At 70.3% G+C, this 18,142-nt stretch carries 13 protein-coding genes and 1 pseudogene; 5 read left to right on the forward strand and 9 right to left on the reverse strand.

Annotated elements, in window-relative coordinates; genetic code table 11:
• Positions 1-21: 21 nt before the first annotated feature.
• Both AB1460_RS11615 and AB1460_RS11620 read right to left on the reverse strand, forming a co-directional pair.
• Positions 22-1,605 (reverse strand): ABC transporter substrate-binding protein, encoded by a 1,584-nt coding sequence (locus AB1460_RS11615; protein ID WP_368961024.1) that lies wholly within the window; start codon positions 1,603-1,605, stop codon positions 22-24.
• A 760-nt stretch (positions 1,606-2,365) separates the two neighbouring features.
• Entirely contained in the window at positions 2,366-3,253 is an 888-nt protein-coding gene (locus AB1460_RS11620) for an SDR family oxidoreductase (protein ID WP_368961026.1), read from the reverse strand.
• 231 nt (positions 3,254-3,484) lie between these two features.
• On the opposite strand from AB1460_RS11620, the gene AB1460_RS11625 reads away from it, so the two are divergent.
• Entirely contained in the window at positions 3,485-4,423 is a 939-nt protein-coding gene (locus AB1460_RS11625) for an oxidoreductase (protein ID WP_368961028.1), read from the forward strand.
• Positions 4,424-4,510: 87 nt separating this feature from the next.
• On the forward strand, positions 4,511-6,535 hold the full coding sequence (locus AB1460_RS11630) for a prolyl oligopeptidase family serine peptidase (RefSeq protein WP_368961029.1): 2,025 nt from the start codon (positions 4,511-4,513) through the stop codon (positions 6,533-6,535).
• A gap of 21 nt (positions 6,536-6,556) precedes the next feature.
• On the opposite strand, the gene AB1460_RS11635 is transcribed toward AB1460_RS11630, so the two are convergent.
• The 5 genes from AB1460_RS11635 to AB1460_RS11655 all read right to left on the reverse strand — a co-directional run bounded on the left by AB1460_RS11635 (position 6,557) and on the right by AB1460_RS11655 (position 13,913).
• Positions 6,557-7,396, reverse strand: a complete 840-nt coding sequence (locus AB1460_RS11635; RefSeq protein WP_368961031.1) for an NAD(P)H-binding protein — start codon at positions 7,394-7,396, stop codon at positions 6,557-6,559.
• 88 nt (positions 7,397-7,484) lie between these two features.
• Entirely contained in the window at positions 7,485-9,722 is a 2,238-nt protein-coding gene (locus AB1460_RS11640; protein WP_368961033.1) for a WD40 repeat domain-containing serine/threonine protein kinase, read from the reverse strand.
• A 227-nt stretch (positions 9,723-9,949) separates the two neighbouring features.
• On the reverse strand, positions 9,950-10,216 hold the full coding sequence (locus tag AB1460_RS11645) for a DUF6059 family protein (RefSeq protein ID WP_368961034.1): 267 nt from the start codon (positions 10,214-10,216) through the stop codon (positions 9,950-9,952).
• Between the two features lie 114 nt (positions 10,217-10,330).
• Complete coding sequence (locus AB1460_RS11650; protein ID WP_368961036.1) at positions 10,331-11,377, reverse strand: hypothetical protein; 1,047 nt, start codon at positions 11,375-11,377, stop codon at positions 10,331-10,333.
• 307 nt (positions 11,378-11,684) lie between these two features.
• Positions 11,685-13,913 carry a hypothetical protein gene (locus AB1460_RS11655; protein WP_368961037.1) on the reverse strand — a complete coding sequence of 743 codons (2,229 nt, stop codon included), beginning with the start codon at positions 13,911-13,913 and terminating at the stop codon, positions 11,685-11,687.
• A gap of 323 nt (positions 13,914-14,236) precedes the next feature.
• On the opposite strand from AB1460_RS11655, the gene AB1460_RS11660 reads away from it, so the two are divergent.
• The 3 genes from AB1460_RS11660 to AB1460_RS11670 all read left to right on the forward strand — a co-directional run bounded on the left by AB1460_RS11660 (position 14,237) and on the right by AB1460_RS11670 (position 16,348).
• The gene (locus tag AB1460_RS11660; RefSeq protein WP_368961038.1) at positions 14,237-14,899 is read left to right on the forward strand and encodes a TetR/AcrR family transcriptional regulator; all 663 of its coding nucleotides are present in this window, start codon (positions 14,237-14,239) and stop codon (positions 14,897-14,899) included.
• Positions 14,900-14,977: 78 nt separating this feature from the next.
• Positions 14,978-15,601, forward strand: coding sequence for a permease (locus AB1460_RS11665; RefSeq protein ID WP_368961039.1), 624 nt, complete (start codon positions 14,978-14,980; stop codon positions 15,599-15,601).
• A gap of 126 nt (positions 15,602-15,727) precedes the next feature.
• Positions 15,728-16,348, forward strand: a complete 621-nt coding sequence (locus AB1460_RS11670) for a YdeI/OmpD-associated family protein (protein WP_368961041.1) — start codon at positions 15,728-15,730, stop codon at positions 16,346-16,348.
• A gap of 96 nt (positions 16,349-16,444) precedes the next feature.
• Here the strand turns inward: AB1460_RS11670 and AB1460_RS11675 are convergent, their stop codons facing one another.
• Both AB1460_RS11675 and AB1460_RS11680 read right to left on the reverse strand, forming a co-directional pair.
• The gene (locus AB1460_RS11675; protein WP_368961043.1) at positions 16,445-17,209 is read right to left on the reverse strand and encodes an SDR family NAD(P)-dependent oxidoreductase; all 765 of its coding nucleotides are present in this window, start codon (positions 17,207-17,209) and stop codon (positions 16,445-16,447) included.
• Between the two features lie 109 nt (positions 17,210-17,318).
• Positions 17,319-18,122, reverse strand: a pseudogene (locus AB1460_RS11680) (nitroreductase family protein).
• Between the last annotated feature and the right edge of the window lie 20 nt (positions 18,123-18,142).

An 18,142-nucleotide genomic window follows, 5' to 3' on the forward strand; every position in this document is an offset into this window, starting at 1 on the left:
GTGGAGAAGCTGGACGGGAACCTACTTCTGGATCCACAGCTCCTCGGGGAGCAGTGAGCCGAGGCCGTACTGGGCGAGGCCGCCGACCTTCTCGCCCGAGACGGCGCCGAGGGCGACCCGCTGGAGGAAGACCCCCGGCGTCACGTCACCCAGCCGCCGCTGGACGGTCTCGTAGGCGCTCCGCCGCTCTGCCTCCGCCGTCGAGGTCCGGCCGGTCATCAGAGCTTCGTTGAGTTCGGGGTCGTTGACACCCGGCACGTTGGCGGCCGAACTGCCGCTGAAAGCCGACCACAGCCGCGGTTCCGGGTCCCGGAAGAACGCCGCCGTGACATAGGTGTCGAAGTCGTTCGTCACGCGCAGTTTGGCGATCTCGGCGAGCTGGACGACCTTGACCTCCACCTTGACGTTCTCGAAGCCGCTGAGCTGGGCCTGCACGTTCTCGGCGATCGCCCGGTTCTCGGAGCTCGGGAAGCTGGTGAAGGTGAAGGACACCGGCTTGCCCTCGGCGGCGAGTTCGTCGAACAGGCGCTGCGCGAGCTCTCGGTCGAAGCGTCGCAGCGGCTTGTCCGAGTAGAAGGGGGAGGAATCGTCGAACAGCGTCTCGGCGGGCTGCCCGTCACCTTCGTAGACGGCGAGGTTGAGCGACTCCAGGTCGATCGCCGCAGCGACCGCCTGACGGGCCCGGATGTCGTCGAAGGGTGCCCGGCGCATGTTCAGCGTCATCAGGATGCCGCCGTTGACGGGCTTGAGGATGCTCGGCAGGCCGTCGTCGGCGGCCTTGTGGAGGTTGACCCAGTCGGATTCGATGGCGATGTCCGCGCCTCCGGTGAGGAGGGTGTTGTAGCGCTGCCTCGCGTCGACAGCCGACCGGATCGTGAGGCTGTCGAGGTAGGGCCGCGGCGAGTCCCAGTAGCGGGTGTTCCTGGCCAGGTCGATGTCGGCCTGCCGGGTCCATTTCTTCAGTGTGAACGGCCCGGCGCCGATCGGATTCCCCTCGAATGCCTGCGGGCCGCCCTGCAGGGCCGCGGGAGAGGCGATCCAGTTCAGTCCCGTTCCAAGGACCACATCGGCGAAGTTCGGCATGGGGGCGGTCATCGAGACCTTCAGAGTGGTGGCGTCAACCACCTCTGTGGAGGCGATGGCCGTGGCGTCCCCGCGGTAGACCGAACCGACCGCGGGGTCCTTGTGGCGTTCCCAGTTGACCTTGACCGCGGCGGCGTCGAACGGGCTGCCGTCGGAGAAGACCAGCCCCGGACGCAGCCGCAGCTCGAAGGTCGAACCGTTGTCGCTGGTCGTGAAGGACTGGGCCATCTTGTAGACGACCTCGCCCTTCTCGTCGTCAATCATCAGCGTGCCGTACAGGGCGTTACCCAGGACAGCCGTCGCCGCGTAGGCGTTTCCGAGCTTGGCCGGGTCCATGCTGCTCGTCTCGGCCAGCATGAGGATCCGCCCGTGCCCGCCCGCGACCGGGTCCCCGGCGGCGCCCGAGGTGGTGGCGGGGCCGCCATCACCACCGCCGTCATCGCCACCACCACCGCACGCGCCCAGGAACAGCGCCATGCAGCACATGGCGGCGGTGGCGAGTAATCGCCTCGTACGGATCATTGTCGTCCTCTCCAGTGTGCGGATGTCGGATTGTCGAAACGGCGCTCGCCTCCGGGCGGTGTGAGGGCAGCCACCGCCATGAGCCGGCACGGGGGTCGCCCGCGCGCAATCCACGCCATGTCCCCTGGCGACCGCGTTGCCCCGCCTCGGCCGGGGCGGGGCAACGCGGATCACCGTGGCGATTTCGCCAGTCGCGGGGCACGGGTGGATCGGTCGGATGCGCCTCCAGGGCCGTGGGAGGTGAAGTGTGTCACGCGCTTTTGGTGAAGTCAAAGTCTACTTTCACGTATGGCTAGCTAGCTCAAAACACGAGAGCGACGTTCTACATCGAGGCGCACTGAGGGCTTCCGTGCGGTGGCGGTCCCGGTGGCTGTGCTGTCCCGCGCCGGGAACGGGCAGGTCAGGTCACGCCTCCGGCCGGGCGGTGGCTGCTTCTCGGCCGGAGCGCCCTCGGCGACGCGTCTTCGGTGAGCGTCCTCAGCGAGGCGCACGTGGCGGTGGGCCGGCCGCCACGGGGACGGGCCAGGGGCGGCTCTTCGGCCCACCAGCCGCTCGCCGCGACGATCGGCGCTACCTTCGCGGCTGTTACTCCGTTTTGTCGGCTCTCCTCATGTGATCCACGGGTGCGACAAGGCCGTGGCATGGCGGATGATCCTGAATTCGGCCCTGATGATCCTCAGGTCGGCCTTCCTGTCTTTCTTTCCCCGAAACGGGAGCATTTGCCCGCATGTCGGTTCTCGGAGGGACGAACCCGGGGCGGTCACGACGAAGGAGTCGGCTCCGCCGGGGATGACGGCGGGGGAGCGGCACCCGCGCGCCGCGCCGCGCCCGCTGCCCGTGCGAGGTCGGCGCCGACTGCTCGGACCGCGTCGACGACGTCGCCGTGCGTGATGATGTAGCGCTCTCCGGCGAGCAGTGCGTCGATGACGGCGCTGGCCGCCTCGTGGGGTGACACCACGGCCCGCACCATGCCCGGGTTGCTCGCGGCCATGGCCCTGAAGTCGTCCTGTTCGCCGATCGCCCGGCGCAGGTGCTCGGGCTGGGCGGCAGTACTGGTCTCCAGGTGTCGCGAGGCCATCCCGGAGGGGAAGATGACGGACACGGTGATCCCGTCCGGGGCGAGCTCGAGGCGCAGCGTCTCCGCCAGCCCCCAGACGGCGAACTTGCTGGTCTGGTAGGCACCCAGCCTCGCTGCCGGCGACAGCACCGAGGACGAGGCCGTGAAGGCCAGCCGCCCGCGGGGCGCGGCACGCAGCAGCGGCACGAACGCCTGGGCGGTCCGTGCCGCACCGAGCACGTTGACGTCCAGCACCCATCGCCATTCGTCCTCCGTGAGGCGCTCCACCGCGCCGAACAGCTGGACACCGACGTTGGACACGACGATGTCCGCGCGGCCGAACCGGTCGGCGACCACGCCGGCCGCCGCGCGCACCGCCTCGCCGCTGGCGACGTCCACGCCGATGCCAAGAGCCTCGACCGCGTGCTCCCCGGCGATCGCCGCCGCCTCGGCCTCGGCTCGCCCCCCATCCCGGTCGAGCAGCGCGACCCGCATGCCACGGGCGGCGAGACACGCGCCCAGCGCCCGGCCGAAACCCGACGCTCCACCTGTCACGACCGCGACCTCGGCGGCCAGATCCCGGAACTCCATCGTGTACTCCCTCGGTCAGCTGTCGGCTGCTGCGGCGGGCGTCCGGTGACCCACGCCGGCCCGCGGGCACGAGACGTCCGACGGCCTGGTGCGTGTGACCGCCGGTTCGGTCAGAGTGCACGCTAGAGAAACTGTCCGGGGTATGCGCTCTCCGGCTACCCGGGACGCTGAACACTGGTACAACCTCGGTCGAGGAGGATGAGTCCTCGCCGTCACGGATCGGGAGTTCCCATGGTGAAAGAACCCAGACGGCGGCGCTGGAGTGCTGACGACGTTCCGGACCTGAGCGGGCGGACGGCCGTCATCACCGGCGCGAACTCCGGGATCGGATTCGAGGCCGCCAAGGTGCTCGCCGCCCGCGGGGCGACGGTCGTGCTGGCCTGCCGTAACCCGGTCAAGGCACAGGACGCCCTGAACACCATCCGAGTTGCCACCCCCGAGGCGGACGTCTCCGTGCTGGAGATGGATCTCAACTCCCTCGCCTCGGTGCGCAAGGCGGCCGAGGCGCTGCGCGCCGAGCGGCCGGTCATCGACCTGCTCGTCAACAACGCGGGCGTGACCTTACTGCCCTACGGCCTGACCGCGGACGGCTTCGAGCTGCATTTCGGAGTCAACTACCTCGGCCACTTCGCCTTTACCGGGATCGTCCTGGACGCCGTTATGGCCGCGGAGGCCGGCCGGATCATCACGGTCGGCAGCAACGCGCATCGCATGGGGAAGATCGATTTCGACGATCTCCACTTCGCTGAGGGCTACCGGCCGTTGCGGGGTTACGCACGCTCGAAGCTCGCGAACCTGCTCTTCGCGTTCGACCTGCAGCGCCGCCTGGAGGCGGCGGGTTCCTCGGCCCGCTCCCTCGCCGCGCACCCCGGCGGCGCGAACACGGAGATCCTGCCGTCCGTCGGCCCGGTCAAGCGACGACTCAAGCGGGTGGCCGACCGCATCCCCAACCCGATCGTGCACTCCGCGCACATGGGCGCCCTGCCCACCCTGCGCGCGGCGACCGACCCGGCGTCGAAGGGCGGCGAGTACTACGGCCCGCGTGGCCTGCTCACGATGACGGGACCACCCGTCCTGGTCAGGCCGAGTGCCGCCACCCGCAGCACCGAGACAGCCGAGCGCCTGTGGGAGCACTCCGAGCGGCTGACCGGGGTGACCTACTCGCTCTGAGAAGCGCCCTGACACGGCCCTCGGGCTTCCCCCGTCGTCGCTGCCACGGCGACGGGGGCAGGATCCGCGATGAGGCAGACTTGACGGGTGACCGACGATGATCCGTACCGCTGGCTCGAGGACGTCGGCGGGGACGCCGCGCTCGCCTGGGTGCGGGAGCGCAACGCCGAGGCGTTCGCCGAGCTGACCTGTTCCGGCATCTTCGCCGCGCTGCGCGACGAGATCCGCGAGGTGCTCGACGCGGACGACCGGATTCCCTATCCGGTCACACGGGGCAGGTATCTCTACAACTTCTGGCGGGACACGGCCCATCCGCGTGGCCTCTGGCGTCGCACGACGCTGGCGTCCTACCGGGAGGCCGCCCCGGACTGGGAGATCGTGCTCGACGTCGACGCGCTCGCCGCCCGCGAGGACGAGAACTGGGTGTGGCACGGCGCGCAGGTGCTGCGCCCCGACCACCGGCTGGCGCTGGTCGAGCTTTCCCGCGGCGGTGCCGACGCCGGGGTGATCCGCGAGTTCGACCTGGTCGCCAAGGCGTTTGTGGACGACGGCTTCCTCCTGCCCGAGGCCAAGAGCATGGTCGGCTGGATCGACGAGGACCGGATCTACGTCGGCACCGACTTCGGCGCGGGCTCCTTGACGTCGTCCGGCTATCCGCGGGTCGTCCGGGAGTGGCGGCGCGGCACTCCGCTCGAGGATGCCGTGACCGTGTTCGAGGGCGAGCCGGAGGACGTCTCGGTCGGCGCCTACCACGACCCGACCGAGGGTTTCGCCCGCGACTTCGTCCACCGCAGCGTCGACTTCTACCGGGACGAGACGTACCTGCGTACCCCGACCGGGCTGGTCCGTCTCGACGTCCCGGACGACGCGTACACCTCGGTCCACCGGGAATGGCTGCTCATCGCCACCCGGTCGGAGTGGGTCGTCGGCGAGAAGGCCTACCCGGCGGGCGCCCTGCTCGCCGCCGACTTCGACGCCTTCCTCGCCGGGCGACGGGATCTCACGGTCCTCTTCGAGCCGGACGAGTGCACCTCGCTCGCCGGTCACGCCTGGACCCGCCACCATCTGATCGTCGCCACGCTGCAGGACGTGAAGAGCCGGCTGACCGTGCGCACTCCGACAGCGCAGGGATGGAGGTCGGCGCCGCTGGCCGACCTCCCGGACACCGGCTCCGCCGACATCTTCGACACCAACCCCGACGTCGACGACGAGTACTACCTCAACGTCAGCGGCTATCTCCAGCCGGCGTCGCTGTACCGCGGGGACATCGGCGCCCAGCCCGAGATCCTCAGGCAGGCGAGGGCCTTCTTCCCGGCCGAGGGCCTTGCGGTCAGCCAGCATTTCGCCGTGTCGGCCGACGGAACCCGCGTCCCCTACTTCGTGGTCGGCAGGAACGAACCCGGGCCGACGCTGCTCTACGGGTACGGCGGTTTCGAGGTGCCGCTCACACCCGGCTACAGCGCCACCGTCGGGCGCGCCTGGCTGGCCCGCGGCGGTACCTACGTCGTCGCCAACATCCGCGGTGGCGGCGAGTACGGGCCGACGTGGCACCAGGCGGCCCTCCGGGAGAACCGGCTGCGCGCCTACGAGGATTTCGCCGCCGTGGCCGGGGACCTCGTCGACCGTGGGGTCACCACCCCGGCCATGCTCGGCATCGAGGGCGGCTCCAACGGCGGCCTGCTCACCGGCGTGATGCTGACCCGCTACCCGGAACTGTTCGGCGCCGTCGTCTCCTCGGTGCCGCTGCTCGACATGCGCCGCTACCACCAGCTGCTCGCCGGAGCCTCGTGGATCGCCGAGTACGGGGACCCCGACGACCCGGCTGCCTGGGCGTCCATCAGGGAGTACTCCCCGTACCAGAACGTCCACCGCGGACGGCCCTACCCGCCGGTGTTCATCACCACCTCGACCCGGGATGACCGCGTCCATCCCGGGCACGCGCGCAAGATGGTCGCGCGGCTTCGCGAGTTCGGCCACGACGTCCGCTACTACGAGAACATCGAAGGTGGTCACGGCGGCGCAGCCGACAACGAACAGGCCGCCCACCGGTCGGCCCTGATCTACGAGTTCCTCTGGCGCACCCTCGGCCCCGCCCCGGCCGGGGCCGAGTAGCGGTCAGGTGCTCAGCGGTGCTCAGGTGCTCCAGACGCCGGTGGCCGCGGTGGTCCGGGCGTAGTCGGTGAAGTCCGTCGCGGGACGTCCGAGAACGCGCTGGACGTCGTCGGTGGTGTAGGAGTTGCGCCCGTCCAGGCCATGACAGATCAGCTCGGTGACGAGGGTGACGTAGTCCGCCGGGATGCCCGCGGCCGCCAGGCCCGCCGCGTAGGCCTCGGCGGTGAGCGGGCGGTAGATGATCTCCCGGCCCGCGGCGCGGCTGATCTCCGCCGTGGCGTCGGCGAAGGTGAGCAGCCGGGGTCCGGTGAGGTCGTGGATCCGGCCTGAGTGCTCGTCCGTGGTGAGGGCGGCGACCGCGACGTCGGCGATGTCGCCGGCGTCGATGAACGGCTCGGCCACCGTGCCCGCGGGCAGGGCGACCTCGCCGCGGCGGACGGCGCCGTCCAGGTAGTCCTCGCTGAAGTTCTGGTCGAACCAGCTCACCCGCAGGATCGTCCACGCCGCGCCCGACTCCTGGACGGCACGTTCGCTGGGCAGCACCGCCTCCTCGCCGCGCTGTGACAGCAGCACGATCCGGCGCACCCCGGCCCGCGCGGCCGTCTCGCAGACGGAACGGACCGCCGGAGCCGCCGCGGGAAACGAGAGATCCGGCGAGTAGACGACGTACATCGCCTCGATCCCCGCCACCGCGGCTGCCCACGTCGCCGGATCAGCCCAGTCGAACGGCGGTGTGCCGGACCGGGAGCCGATCCGGACCGGTAACCCACGAGCGCTCAGCCTCGCCGCCACCCGCCGGCCGGTCTTCCCTGTCCCGCCGAGCACTAGAGTTCCGCCTGTCGAACCCGTGATGTTGGTCATGGCGGTCATCCTCGCCGACCGGCCTCCGGGGAGCCACCGGCCCCGGGGAGCCACGCGTCACCGCGGCGTTCATCCGGTCGGAGCGGAGCTACGGCATCTTCCACAGGCGGATGGTCTTGTCCCAGCTGCCGCTGGCAAGAGTGTGTCCGTCCGGGGAGAACGCAAGCGACGTGACCCAGTAGGTGTGCCCGGTCAGGGCCGGCCCAAGAGACTGGGGATCAGCGCGGTTGGTGATGTCCCACAGCCGCACAGTCTGGTCGCTGGCGGCGCTGGCCATGGTGTGCTCGTCCGGAGAGAGGGCCACCGCCCAGACGATGCCGTTGTGGCCCTCCAACGGCTTCCCCAGAACCTTTGGCTCGGCGGGGTCTGTCACATCCCAGATGCGGATGAGGGTGTCCATCCCCCCGGTGACGAGAGTCCGGGTATCCGTTGCGAGCGCCACGGTGTAGACGGCGCCGGGATGAGCTTTCAGCGGTGCGCCATGTGTGCGAGGACGAGCTGGATCGCGCACGTCCCACAGTTGCGCGGTGCCGTCCAGACTGGCGCTTGCCAGAGTTGTTCCCCCCGAGGACAGCGCGACCGAAAACACCGGGCCCTCATGCGCGGCGCGGGGCTGACCGAGCAGACGCGGGGCCTCCCGGTCGGTGAGATCCCACAGCTGCACCGTGCCGTCGGCGCCGCCGACAGCGAAGACCTGGTTATCTGTGGCGCGCCCGGCGAACCTCACGAACCCCACCGCATGCAGCGAGTCCGCGCGTCCCCTCAACGGGGCGCCGAGAGGACGAGCGTGGGACGGATCCCCGACGTCCCACAGGCGTACTGTGCCGTCCTTGGAGACTGAGGCCACGGTCAGCCCGTCGGAGGAGAACGCCAGCGCGGTGACCCCGCAGCTGTGTCCCCGCAGAGGGTCGCCGATCTGATGCGCATGGGACGGATCACTCACGTCCCACAGCCGTACTGTGCTGTCCAGAGCACCGCTGGCAAGTATGCGCTGGTTCGGGGAGAAGGCCACCGACGTCACCCAGTCGGTGTGGCCCGTCAGAAGACCTATCTGGCGGGACGCGGTGCTCGCCGTGTCCTGACTGGGTGTGGTGTCCCCCGTGTCCTGACTGGGTGTGGTGCTCGCCGTGCGCTGACCGGGTGCGGGGCCCCCTGCGTGACAGAACGCGGGGCCCCGTGCGTCCTGATCAGCGGCGGCGATGAGAAAGGCGGCGGCGAGTGGGAGCAGCAGCGCGGTGGTGGCGGCGACGCCGCGCCGGTGCAGGCGTGGCCGGGTGGAGCGGCGGTGTGAGCGCGCGGGTTGCCCGGGCCGGGTGGCCCGCCGCCGTCCTACCCGGGACGGGGCCGGCCCGTCGTCGGTCTCGATCGCTGCGGGAAGATCCGGGGCCGGGGCCGGGGCCGGGGCTGCGGCTGCCGCCACGGCGATCGGGGGGACGAAGCGGCCCTCTGCGGCTGCTCGGACGTCGTCGTCCAACTGGACGCGGATTCCCGACTGGCCGAGCCAGCCCGTTCCGTAGCTGTCCGCGGCCGCCTCGGCGAGATCGACCGCGAACGCTCTTGCGGACGATGGCCGGGACTTCGGGTCTGTCGCCAGTGCTCGCAGAATCACGTCGGCGACCGCCGGAGGAACTCCAGCCGGGCGTCGAAGGCCGCGATCGGACGGAGGCGCGTGGCGTTCGCCGGGTACCGGTTCGGCCATGTTTCCCTCGAAGGGGGACCTTCCGGCCAGCAACAGGTAGAGCATCATGCCCAACGCGTACAGATCCGTGGCCGATCCCAGCCGGCCGCGCGCGATCTGCTCAGGCGCCATGAACAGCGGAGTTCCGATGACCGCGCTCGCGGTGCCCGCCGACCCGAACACCCGCTTCGCGATCCCGAAATCCACCACCTTCACCTGGCCGGCAAAGTCGAACATCACATTGTCGGGCTTGATGTCGCGGTGCAGAACTCCACGCGCATGGGCGTATGCCAGGGCCCCGGCGACCGCGAGGCCGACTGCGCAGAACTCCTCCTGCCCCATGCCCGCCTGCCGGTGGGAAAGACTCCCGCCGGCGAGCATCTCCATGACGATCACGTCAAGATCATGAGTGCGGGTGAAGTCGTGGACACGGACGATGTGCGGATGGTTGAGGCTGGCGGTGATTCGCGCCTCGCTGGGGCCGAAGGACCGGTGGGGCCCGCCGGCGGCCAGCACCTTGATCGCTACCTCGCGTTGCAGGCTGCGGTGCCAGCCCGCCAGGACCAGCCCGAAGGATCCCGCCCCGATCTCGTCGCCCAGGTCGTAGCCGGGCAGCGCCGCCGCCACTCTTGCCCGGTCAAGAAACATGGCCCGGGGTCTCCTCGCCAAGACGTGGGCGACAATCGCGCGTGACCGGTTCCGGTCCGCCCCTCTGCCAGCGCATGGCGCCAAACTCTAGCCAGGCCGCCGTCTCCTGCTGTCACGGGTGCGGGCGGCGAACGACGGGCTCGCCGGCCTTCACATCCGCGCGTACCGTCGCCGGCCTGACATCGCAGGTGCCGACCCTGCTGATGGTCAGGTCGATGACCTGCTGCTCATCGAGGCGCTCCGCCGACCGCCGGGCCCGGAGACGAGGGCGGCTCGGCAAGGTCGGAGAGCTGGCGCCAGAGCAGCTGTTCGATCGGTGACGCGGGCAGGTCCGGACGGACCTGCTCGTGATGACGGGGAGGAGTCCGAGGCGTGGGCCGGTCTCGCGCCGGCAGTTCGTACCGGACGCCGGTGTGGGCGTAGGCCGTCATCGCTCCGATGGCGTCGAGCTCACGGCCGATCGCTGCCAGCAGGCGCCGCATCCCAGTGGTCATGCAGAGATGCTCAGGGGTGGTGCTTAGGGGAGACTTGCGCGGCGATGAACGCCGGCCGGGGGCACTCCGGCGGGCCCCCGGCCTCGATGATCTGTCACACCGCCCCGCCGGGCTTCACCCCCGCGCGGCGTGCCACTGCCCGGCTGGTGCGCGGGGCAGGCCCACGTCGGCCAGGTGCAGGATTCCGGGCCGCGCGTCCCTGACGTTGAAGGCGGCGTTGACCGCGGGCAGGGCGGTCATGGTGTCCCACTCGTGGTTGCCCCAGTGGTCGGGCGGAAGGAAGCGGATCCGGGTGTCGATCCCGGGCTCGCCGTCGATGAGCACACGGTACTGGTCGTCGCTGAACTCCCAGTCCTCGTTCAGATGCTTGGTCAGGTACCAGCGGAACTTCATCTGAATGATGGTGTCGCCATCCAGCCTGCCGTTCCAGCCGACCTCCACCGCGGCGTTCGTGTCCTTCTCGATGGTCATGTAACCCAGGTCGACCGTCTGCGAGGCGGTGGCGTAGGCGAGGAAGAACTCGATGTCGTCGAGCGTGTACTCCAGGGCGTGCGCCATGCGCTGCACGGCCTCCTCCGCCGGCATCATCCACAGCTTCGCCATCTCGGCGATCTCTGGTGTGGTGCCGGTGCGGGAGATGCCCATGGCCTCCCAGGTCTCCTTCGACTCGTAGACGGAGCAGTCGGCCGACTCCAGGATGGAGATCTTCCGGACGTCCCGGCACACGCCGGTCATGGCCGTCACCATCGTGTTGATCCACCCGGGGCTGATGCCCGTGATGTAGAGCGAGCTGCCCCCGCTTGCGCAGGCCGCCTCCAGCCGCTCCTTCGTCTCGCCCTTGACTCCGCCGACGTTGAAGAAGAGGTTGGTGCTGACCACGTCCATACCCGCTTCAAGTAGCCGCAGGGCATGGTCGAGATCGGCCATGAAAGGCGTGTAGATGACGGTGTCCGCCTTGAGTGCGATCAGGGCGTCGACATCATCGGTCGCCGCGACGCCGCACGGCGGCCGGCCGCACAGCGTTCCCGCGTCGGTACCGACCTTGTCCGGTGACCAGGCGTACACACCGACGAGGTCTAATCGCGGGTCGTCGAGTATCGCCCGTAAGGCAAGCTTGCCGACCTTGCCGGTGGTCCACTGGATGACGCGGAGCTTTTCCATACGCCTGCCCGTCCTCTCGCCTGGTGCACCCTGCTGCTAAACAGTTGTATAACGGCGAGGCGTAGGTCGGGAAGGGGTTCCGCGAAGCCTGGGTCCTGACTGGCTGACTGGCGGCTCGGCCGGCGGGCCGGTGCGTTCCGGGGCGGGCCGGCACCCCCGGGAGCGCGTCCGGCCTGGTCGTGCGGATGCGCCGAGGTTCGTCCTGCTGCGATCCGTCTGCGGTCCGCCCCCGGCAGGCCCGCCGGGACATCCCCCAACAGGCCTGTCGGCGGATGTCCCGGCAGCGGGTGGCAGCCGAAGAGGTTGGTTATTCGACCACCACCCGGACGCGGGCGATGTTCTGGACGAGTCCGTAGGGTGCCTTTCCGTCACCGTTGCGTTCGGAGGTCACCCGAACCACCGGGAAATAGGTGCCGCTTCCGGCGAAGGTGTGTGTCGTGGTCGTCCGCACCGATTCCGCGGCGCTGTCGACCGCGGACTGTTCCGGATAACCACCCCTGCCGTCGAAGTCCCATTCGACCCGCACGATCTTCCCCCCGTCCGGGGGTACCGTCGCCGTCGCGGAGAGAACAACGGGCTCGCCGGCCTTCGCGTCGACGCGAGCCGCCGGCGGCCTGACATCGCGGGTTCCGACCCGGCTGACGGTCAGGTCCACGACCGGCTGTACACCCCGGCGCCCTTCCGCGTCGGGTGCGAGATGTACCTGCGCATCGCCGTCGACGGTGTAACCGCTGCTGGCGGGCGGCGCTGTTCCGTTGGTGACCCAGGAATCCAGATCGAGGAGCGCCTGCTGGGACTCACCGCCATAGCTGACGACATGCGTCCCGGCGGCGGCATCACGGGGTGAGCTGTGCACCGCGTTGTCGACGTACCACAGGCGGTAGTTGTTGTTCAGCTCCGCGCCGAGTGTGTTCTGGGCCTGTCTGTGATACCAGTCCGCGGGCCAGGGAAACGCCTCGACATCCAGCGTGGAGGCGATCATGATCATTTTTCCGTGGAAGGTGCCGGTCGGTACCGCACCACTCGCGGCCTGGGCGAACGTCGGCCCGGCCAGCATGGGCCGCTGGGGGTACAGCGGCGTGGCGTCGGCGCCGCGGTACTGGTTCCAGCCGTACATGTCCTGCGACGGGACCTGGTGGCGCTGGTAGTACTGCAGCGCGAGATGCCAGGAGTTGTCGAGGCGCACGTGGTCGCCGGGTCTGATCGAGCCGATCGTGTCAGGATCCGCGTCGCTCCGGAAGGTCACCTCGGTGCCGTTCGCGCCGCCGACCAGAACGTAGGCGCCGGCCGCCGTGCCGCTGGTGACGACAAGGTCCGCCCCGGTCAGGTCGCTGGCCGGCACACCCGAGAGCCGCAGCCCCGTCGGCGGGTCCCCGACGAGACCGGTGACCTCCGCGTCGTGGCGGATCCGCGCGGCGCTGACCGACGACGTGGGATCGGTGCCGGCGTAGCCGGGCTTCGTCCAGAAGTCGTCGACATAGGTGGGGTCGAGGATCCGGACGCCACCGGCCACCGCGTAGAAGGCCCCACCGTCCATCTTGGCGTGGTCCCACCAGCCGCGGAGCGGCAGCCCGAGGCGGGTGACCTCGCGGAGCACCGACCGCTGCTCCTCGTCGAGGCCCGCATAGGGGTCGCCGCTGCCGCCGGGTTCCAGCGCGTCCACTATCTGGGGAAGCTTGTCACGCAGAACGCGCAGCGCCAGCAGCTGCGCGGTCATGCTGCTCGGAATGGCATTGGGCGTGCCCGGCACCATGGGAACGCCGCCGTCCCACACGCCCTCGGTGTTCTCCAGCGCGCCGATGGTCTGATAGGCGCCACCGCTTGCGCCGTAGATGTATCCGCGGGGGCGCGTCGAGTCGGCGTACACCTGGGCCGCCACGACCCGTGAGAAGGCCGCCGCCGCCGCGTTGGCGCGGTAGCCTCCCAGCTCCGCTGCCTTCGGCAGGCCGCCGGCGTTGTTCGTGCGCACGAGATACGCGCCGCTGGAGAGGGCGAAGGCTATTGTTCCGGCCCCGGCCTCGTCGGTGGTCAGAGTCGGATAGGTGTACTGGAAGAAGCGGCCCGCGTACCGTTGCGGGAAGTAGAAGGCGAACGTCGCCTCCGTTCCGCGGAATCCGCCGTGCACGTACCGAAAGTCGACCGTGACCTTCGTGTCCGGGTCGGTGACCGACCGGCGCTCGTCCTTGTCGACGTAGGGCTGGTTCAGCTTCGGGTCGATGCACGATCCGGTGACCACGGGAGTTCCGTCCTCCCGGGCTGTACACGGCCTGCCGGCCAGGGGCGTCGCGCCGATCTGTAAGGGGCTGCCGACGTCGGTCTTCCAGGTCCGCTGAGCGGCCGCGGCCGGATCGCCCGCGTCGGGTTCCCCGCCCGAGGTGCAGGCGGTCGCGAGCACTCCGGCGATGAGCAGGGTCGCCGGTCCGACCAGCAGCTGGCGCCGGCGACGGGTGCCGACGGCGCCCCCTGACCTCCGCCTCTCTGGTGGCGAGGCGGTGCCCCGCTCCGTGCCGCCGGGTGCTGGAGCGAACAGCGCCATCAGCATGCTTCCTTCGTTTCGGGCGCCTTCTCGGCGCGTCTCGGTGACGTCCGGACGGGCCCCCGGCAGGGCAGGCAGGCGGGCAACCCGCTGCCGGTAGTGGCGGCCTCGCGACTTGTGGCCCGCCCGTGCAGTTGGCCGCGATCAGCTGTGAGGCGGAGCAGTGCTGCCCTTGGCGATCTTCGTCTGATGCGAAAACTGAGTGAACCATAATAATTTGGCGCGTCGCAAGAGAGAAGAAGTGGCCTAAAAGGTCTATTTCGGTCATAGAAGGTCGCGGTACTTCGTGTTCACTCGAACTCGGCATGAGAGATGCTCCTTGCATGGCATCGACAGCCGGCCGCGCCCGTGGTCGCTACGCCCGGACGACCGGCCGCAGGCGCGAGATCGCGCAGGCGGTCCTCGACCTCGTCCTGGAGAAGGGGCACTCGCAGGTGACGATCGCCGAGGTCGCCCGGCGCGCCGGCGCCAGCGAGGCCACCGTGCTCTACCACTACCCGAGCAAGGATCATCTCCTCGTCGCCGCCGTCGAGCGGGACAACGAGCTGGCCGTCGCCGAGGCCGAACGCGACGGAGTGCCGCCCGACGCCGGCCTGCCCGGGCTCGACCTCGACGTGCTGGGCGCCCATGTCCAGGCCACGCTCGCGAGGGAGCCGGTGATGCGGCTACGCGTCGTGCTCGGCGGACTCGCCGCGAGTCCCGGCCACCCCGCGGAGGACTTCCTCGGCCGCCACCGGCAGATCGCCGTCGAGACCTACGCGCGGCTGGTCGCCGACCGCCAGCGCAGCGGGCAGGCCCATCCCGGCCTCGATCCGGTCGAGGTCGCCCGGCAGTTCGTCGCCACCTGGGACGGGCTTGCCGCCCAGTGGCTCATCGCCCGGGACTTCGATCTCGGAGCCACCCTCGTCAGCGCGTTCCGCAGACTCTCCGGCCAGAACTGGATGGATGCGACCCGGGCCATGCTGGAGCCGACGACCGGCATCTGAACCTCGGCGGCACGTGGCCGACCGGCGGTGTCCGCTGCTCGACAGCGGCCGCGCGGCCGACGCGGCCACACTGGGCCGGTGAGCGCGGCGCACGATCCGTCATCCGACGACCCACCGGCGCCCACTGTGACGGTGCGGGCGCTGCCCGGGCAGTTCACCGAGGCGTTCGGTGTCGCTCTCGTTCCCGCGGTCCTGGTCGGAACGGTACTGGCGCTGACCCTGGACCTGTCGGGCGACGCCGGGGCGGGGATCGCGGTGGTCGGGTGGCTGCTTCTCGCTCCACTGCTGTGGTGGGGCACGTCGATCCGCTTCGAACCCGGGCAGCTCGTCGTCACCCGACCCTGGCACCGGCGTCGCATCGCCTGGTCCGAGGTTGTCCACGCGACGTGGGCCTTCACGTCGGACTCCGAAACCGGCGGCCGGGAACGGTGGGCGGGTGTCGTGGTCCAGCGCCCGCGCCGCGGCGGCCCGCCCGTCACACCGGACGACGCCCCGACCCGGTTCGGGGACTACCGTCGATGGCGGCGGGCCAACCTGCGGACCCGCCGGCTGCCGATCACCTTCCCCGAGCGCCGGCCGCCGACCCCGAACGCCCCACCCCAGCTCGACGACGTACCGCGGGGGCGGTTCGCGCGTCGCGCGCGGCGCGTTCGCGCCGTCGTCCGCGGGCAACTCGCCGCGCACGGCCACCCCCTGCCCTGATCCCGTAGCCGAGTTCGGGCCGACAGGGCACTGTCCGATCCGCCGCCTGTGCTGTGGCCCGATCCGCCGCCTGTGCTGTGGCGCCGCTTCTCCTCCGCTCAGATCGGGCTTTGTAGGCTGGAGGTCATGGGCGAAGGTGACGCGATGGCCGGGGCGGAACCGCGCACCGGTGCCCAGCCCGAGCTGCTGGTGGTCGCCGATGTCGCGGCGTGGCGGGCCTGGCTGGACGTGAACGAGGCCGTCTCCGACGGGGTGTGGCTGCTGCTGGCGAAGAAGGGCACCACCTCTCCGACGTCGCTGAGTTACGAGCTCGCCCTGCACGAGGCGCTGTGCAGCGGGTGGATCGACGGGCAGAAGAAAAGTGTCGACGCGGCGACCTTCCGCCTGCGGTTCACTCCACGGCGCAGGAAGTCGATGTGGTCCGAGCGGAACACCGGCCTCGTGACGCTCCTGATCGAGCAGGGTCGGATGCGTCCCCGTGGGCAGGCCGAGATCGACCGTGCGAAGGCCGACGGACGATGGGATCGGGCCTACGCCGGAGCGGCCACGGCGACGGTGCCCGACGACCTGGCTGCCGCGCTGGCCGCGTCACCGGTCGCGGGGTCGGCGTTCGCGGAGCTGAACCGCCGCGACCGCTACGCCGTCCTGCATCGGATCATGGCCGCGCCGAGTCCGTCCAGCCGGGCGAACCGCCTGGCGAAACTGGTCGCGATGCTCGAACGCGGGGAGCCGCTGTACCCGCAGTGACCGGGGCGAACACCGCTCTCGGCTTTGTCGCTGACGGCCCTCGTACGCGAGCGTGCTTCGGCTTGCGTGCTCGCGGGCTCGAGGACACAGGCCGGGTCAGAGGGAGCTCGCATAACCTGCGGTGACGCGCATCGTCTCGCCGGTGACGAAACGCGCCTTCGCTGAGCAGAGGTAGAGCATCGCGTCGACGATGTCCTGCTCGTTGCCCTCGAGATCGAGGAACTGGTGGTGCCGGTGACCCTCGATCATCTCCGGGGTGAACTCCTGGCGGATGGTGTCGGTGACGTGCAGGCCCGGCGCCAGTGCGTTCACACGAATGCCCTCGGGCCCGAGTTCGCGCGCCCAGGCGAGCGTCAGGCCACGCACCGCTGCCTTCGTCGCTCCGTAGGCGCCCATGCCGTTGAACGCGGCCGACGAGGAGATGTTGAGGACGTTGGCGCCGGGCCGGCCCTGCATGTGCGGGCGGACGGCGAGCGTTCCGATCATCACGCCCATCACGTTCACGTCGAAGAGGCGGCGCAGCCTGGATACCGGAAGCGTCGCCCACGCGGTGCCGTACTCGAGCGAGTGCAGACCGGCGTTGTTGATGAGGATGTCGACGCCCCCATCCACGGCGACGACGTCGGTGAGCACCGCGTCCCAGGCTGCTTCGTCCACCACGTCGAGGCGGTAGGCCGAGGCCTGCCCGCCGGCCTCGGTGATCTCGCGAGCGGCTCTGTCGACCGCGGCCTCATCGACATCGGTCAGGACCGCATGCGCGCCGAGGTCGGCGAGTGCCCGACCGAACGCGCGCCCGAGGCCGCGCGCGCCGCCGGTGATGAGGGCGACGCGCCCCCCGAACTGAGCTGCCACATCAACCACGACCGCCTCCGCAGGTCAGGAGATTTGAACTCAGTCAAGTTATAGCCGGGCGGGCGGGCGCACAACGCCGGCAGCATCGCACCGGCAGCTTCTGGCGTGGTGGACGGGATCAGGAGCGCGTCGAATCTCTGACCACCGCCCGGGGCGGGCCCGCCGAGGTGTGTTCCGTTCCGGGCGGGTCGAGCGCCCAGTCCGCCACCCCGCCCCACTCGTCCTCGTACACGAGCTCCGCCATCGGGCGCCGGCGCACCGGGCCGTGCCGGCCCGCCGGCCTGCCCAGCGTGATGGTGCCGGCGATGAACGTGTTGGCCGGCACTCCCAGCAGGTCTCTCAGCTCGGCGTCGACGGCGAAGTTCCAGCCGGTGAACGCGCCGCCATAACCGAGCGCGCGGGCGGCGAGCAGGAGGTTCTGACAGGCCGGATACACCGAGGCACCCTCGGACGGCGTCGGGTCGCGGTACCGGACCAGGCACGGGAGAATGACCACCGGGATCCGCTCGAACTCGTCGACGAACTGCGCCATCGCGCGGGCCGTCCGGGCCTTGGGCGAGTCGGTCTGCGTCCCTGAGCCGCTGTCGTATCCGTCCGCCTGGCGTTTTCCGTTCCAGACCCGCCGGGCGGCCTACCCGATCAGCGCCTTCGCCGCGGCAGCCTTCGGCCCGTCCGTCAGCACGACGAACCGGAACGGCTGCCGGTTGGAGCCGCTCGGCGCCCGGGTGGCGGCGAACAGCATGTCCCGTAACGCCTGGCGCGGCACCGGTTCGTCGGTGTACCGGCGGATGGCCCGCGTCGTCGTCAGCCCTTCCAGCAGGCCCACCGTGTCCGCCGGAAGTGGAGCCGCCTGAAGCGGAGCCGCCCCGCCCGCGTCCAGGGCACTGCTTCCCTGGTCGGCATCCGTCTCCTGCCTGGTCATCGATCAGACCTGTCTGCTCG

The organism is Parafrankia sp. FMc2, assembly GCF_041008525.1.
Classification (GTDB): Bacteria; Actinomycetota; Actinomycetes; order Frankiales; family Frankiaceae; genus Parafrankia.

What these genes read in the sequence shown, in the direction of transcription:
- AB1460_RS11615 (WP_368961024.1), bottom strand. Translation starts at nt 1,605, where the DNA reads ATGATCCGTACGAGGCGATTACTCGCCACCGCCGCCATGTGCTGCATG.
- AB1460_RS11620 (WP_368961026.1), bottom strand. Translation starts at nt 3,253, where the DNA reads ATGGAGTTCCGGGATCTGGCCGCCGAGGTCGCGGTCGTGACAGGTGGA.
- AB1460_RS11625 (WP_368961028.1), top strand. Translation starts at nt 3,485, where the DNA reads ATGGTGAAAGAACCCAGACGGCGGCGCTGGAGTGCTGACGACGTTCCG.
- AB1460_RS11635 (WP_368961031.1), bottom strand. Translation starts at nt 7,396, where the DNA reads ATGACCAACATCACGGGTTCGACAGGCGGAACTCTAGTGCTCGGCGGG.
- AB1460_RS11640 (WP_368961033.1), bottom strand. Translation starts at nt 9,722, where the DNA reads ATGTTTCTTGACCGGGCAAGAGTGGCGGCGGCGCTGCCCGGCTACGAC.
- AB1460_RS11645 (WP_368961034.1), bottom strand. Translation starts at nt 10,216, where the DNA reads ATGACCACTGGGATGCGGCGCCTGCTGGCAGCGATCGGCCGTGAGCTC.
- AB1460_RS11650 (WP_368961036.1), bottom strand. Translation starts at nt 11,377, where the DNA reads ATGGAAAAGCTCCGCGTCATCCAGTGGACCACCGGCAAGGTCGGCAAG.
- AB1460_RS11655 (WP_368961037.1), bottom strand. Translation starts at nt 13,913, where the DNA reads ATGGCGCTGTTCGCTCCAGCACCCGGCGGCACGGAGCGGGGCACCGCC.
- AB1460_RS11660 (WP_368961038.1), top strand. Translation starts at nt 14,237, where the DNA reads ATGGCATCGACAGCCGGCCGCGCCCGTGGTCGCTACGCCCGGACGACC.
- AB1460_RS11670 (WP_368961041.1), top strand. Translation starts at nt 15,728, where the DNA reads ATGGGCGAAGGTGACGCGATGGCCGGGGCGGAACCGCGCACCGGTGCC.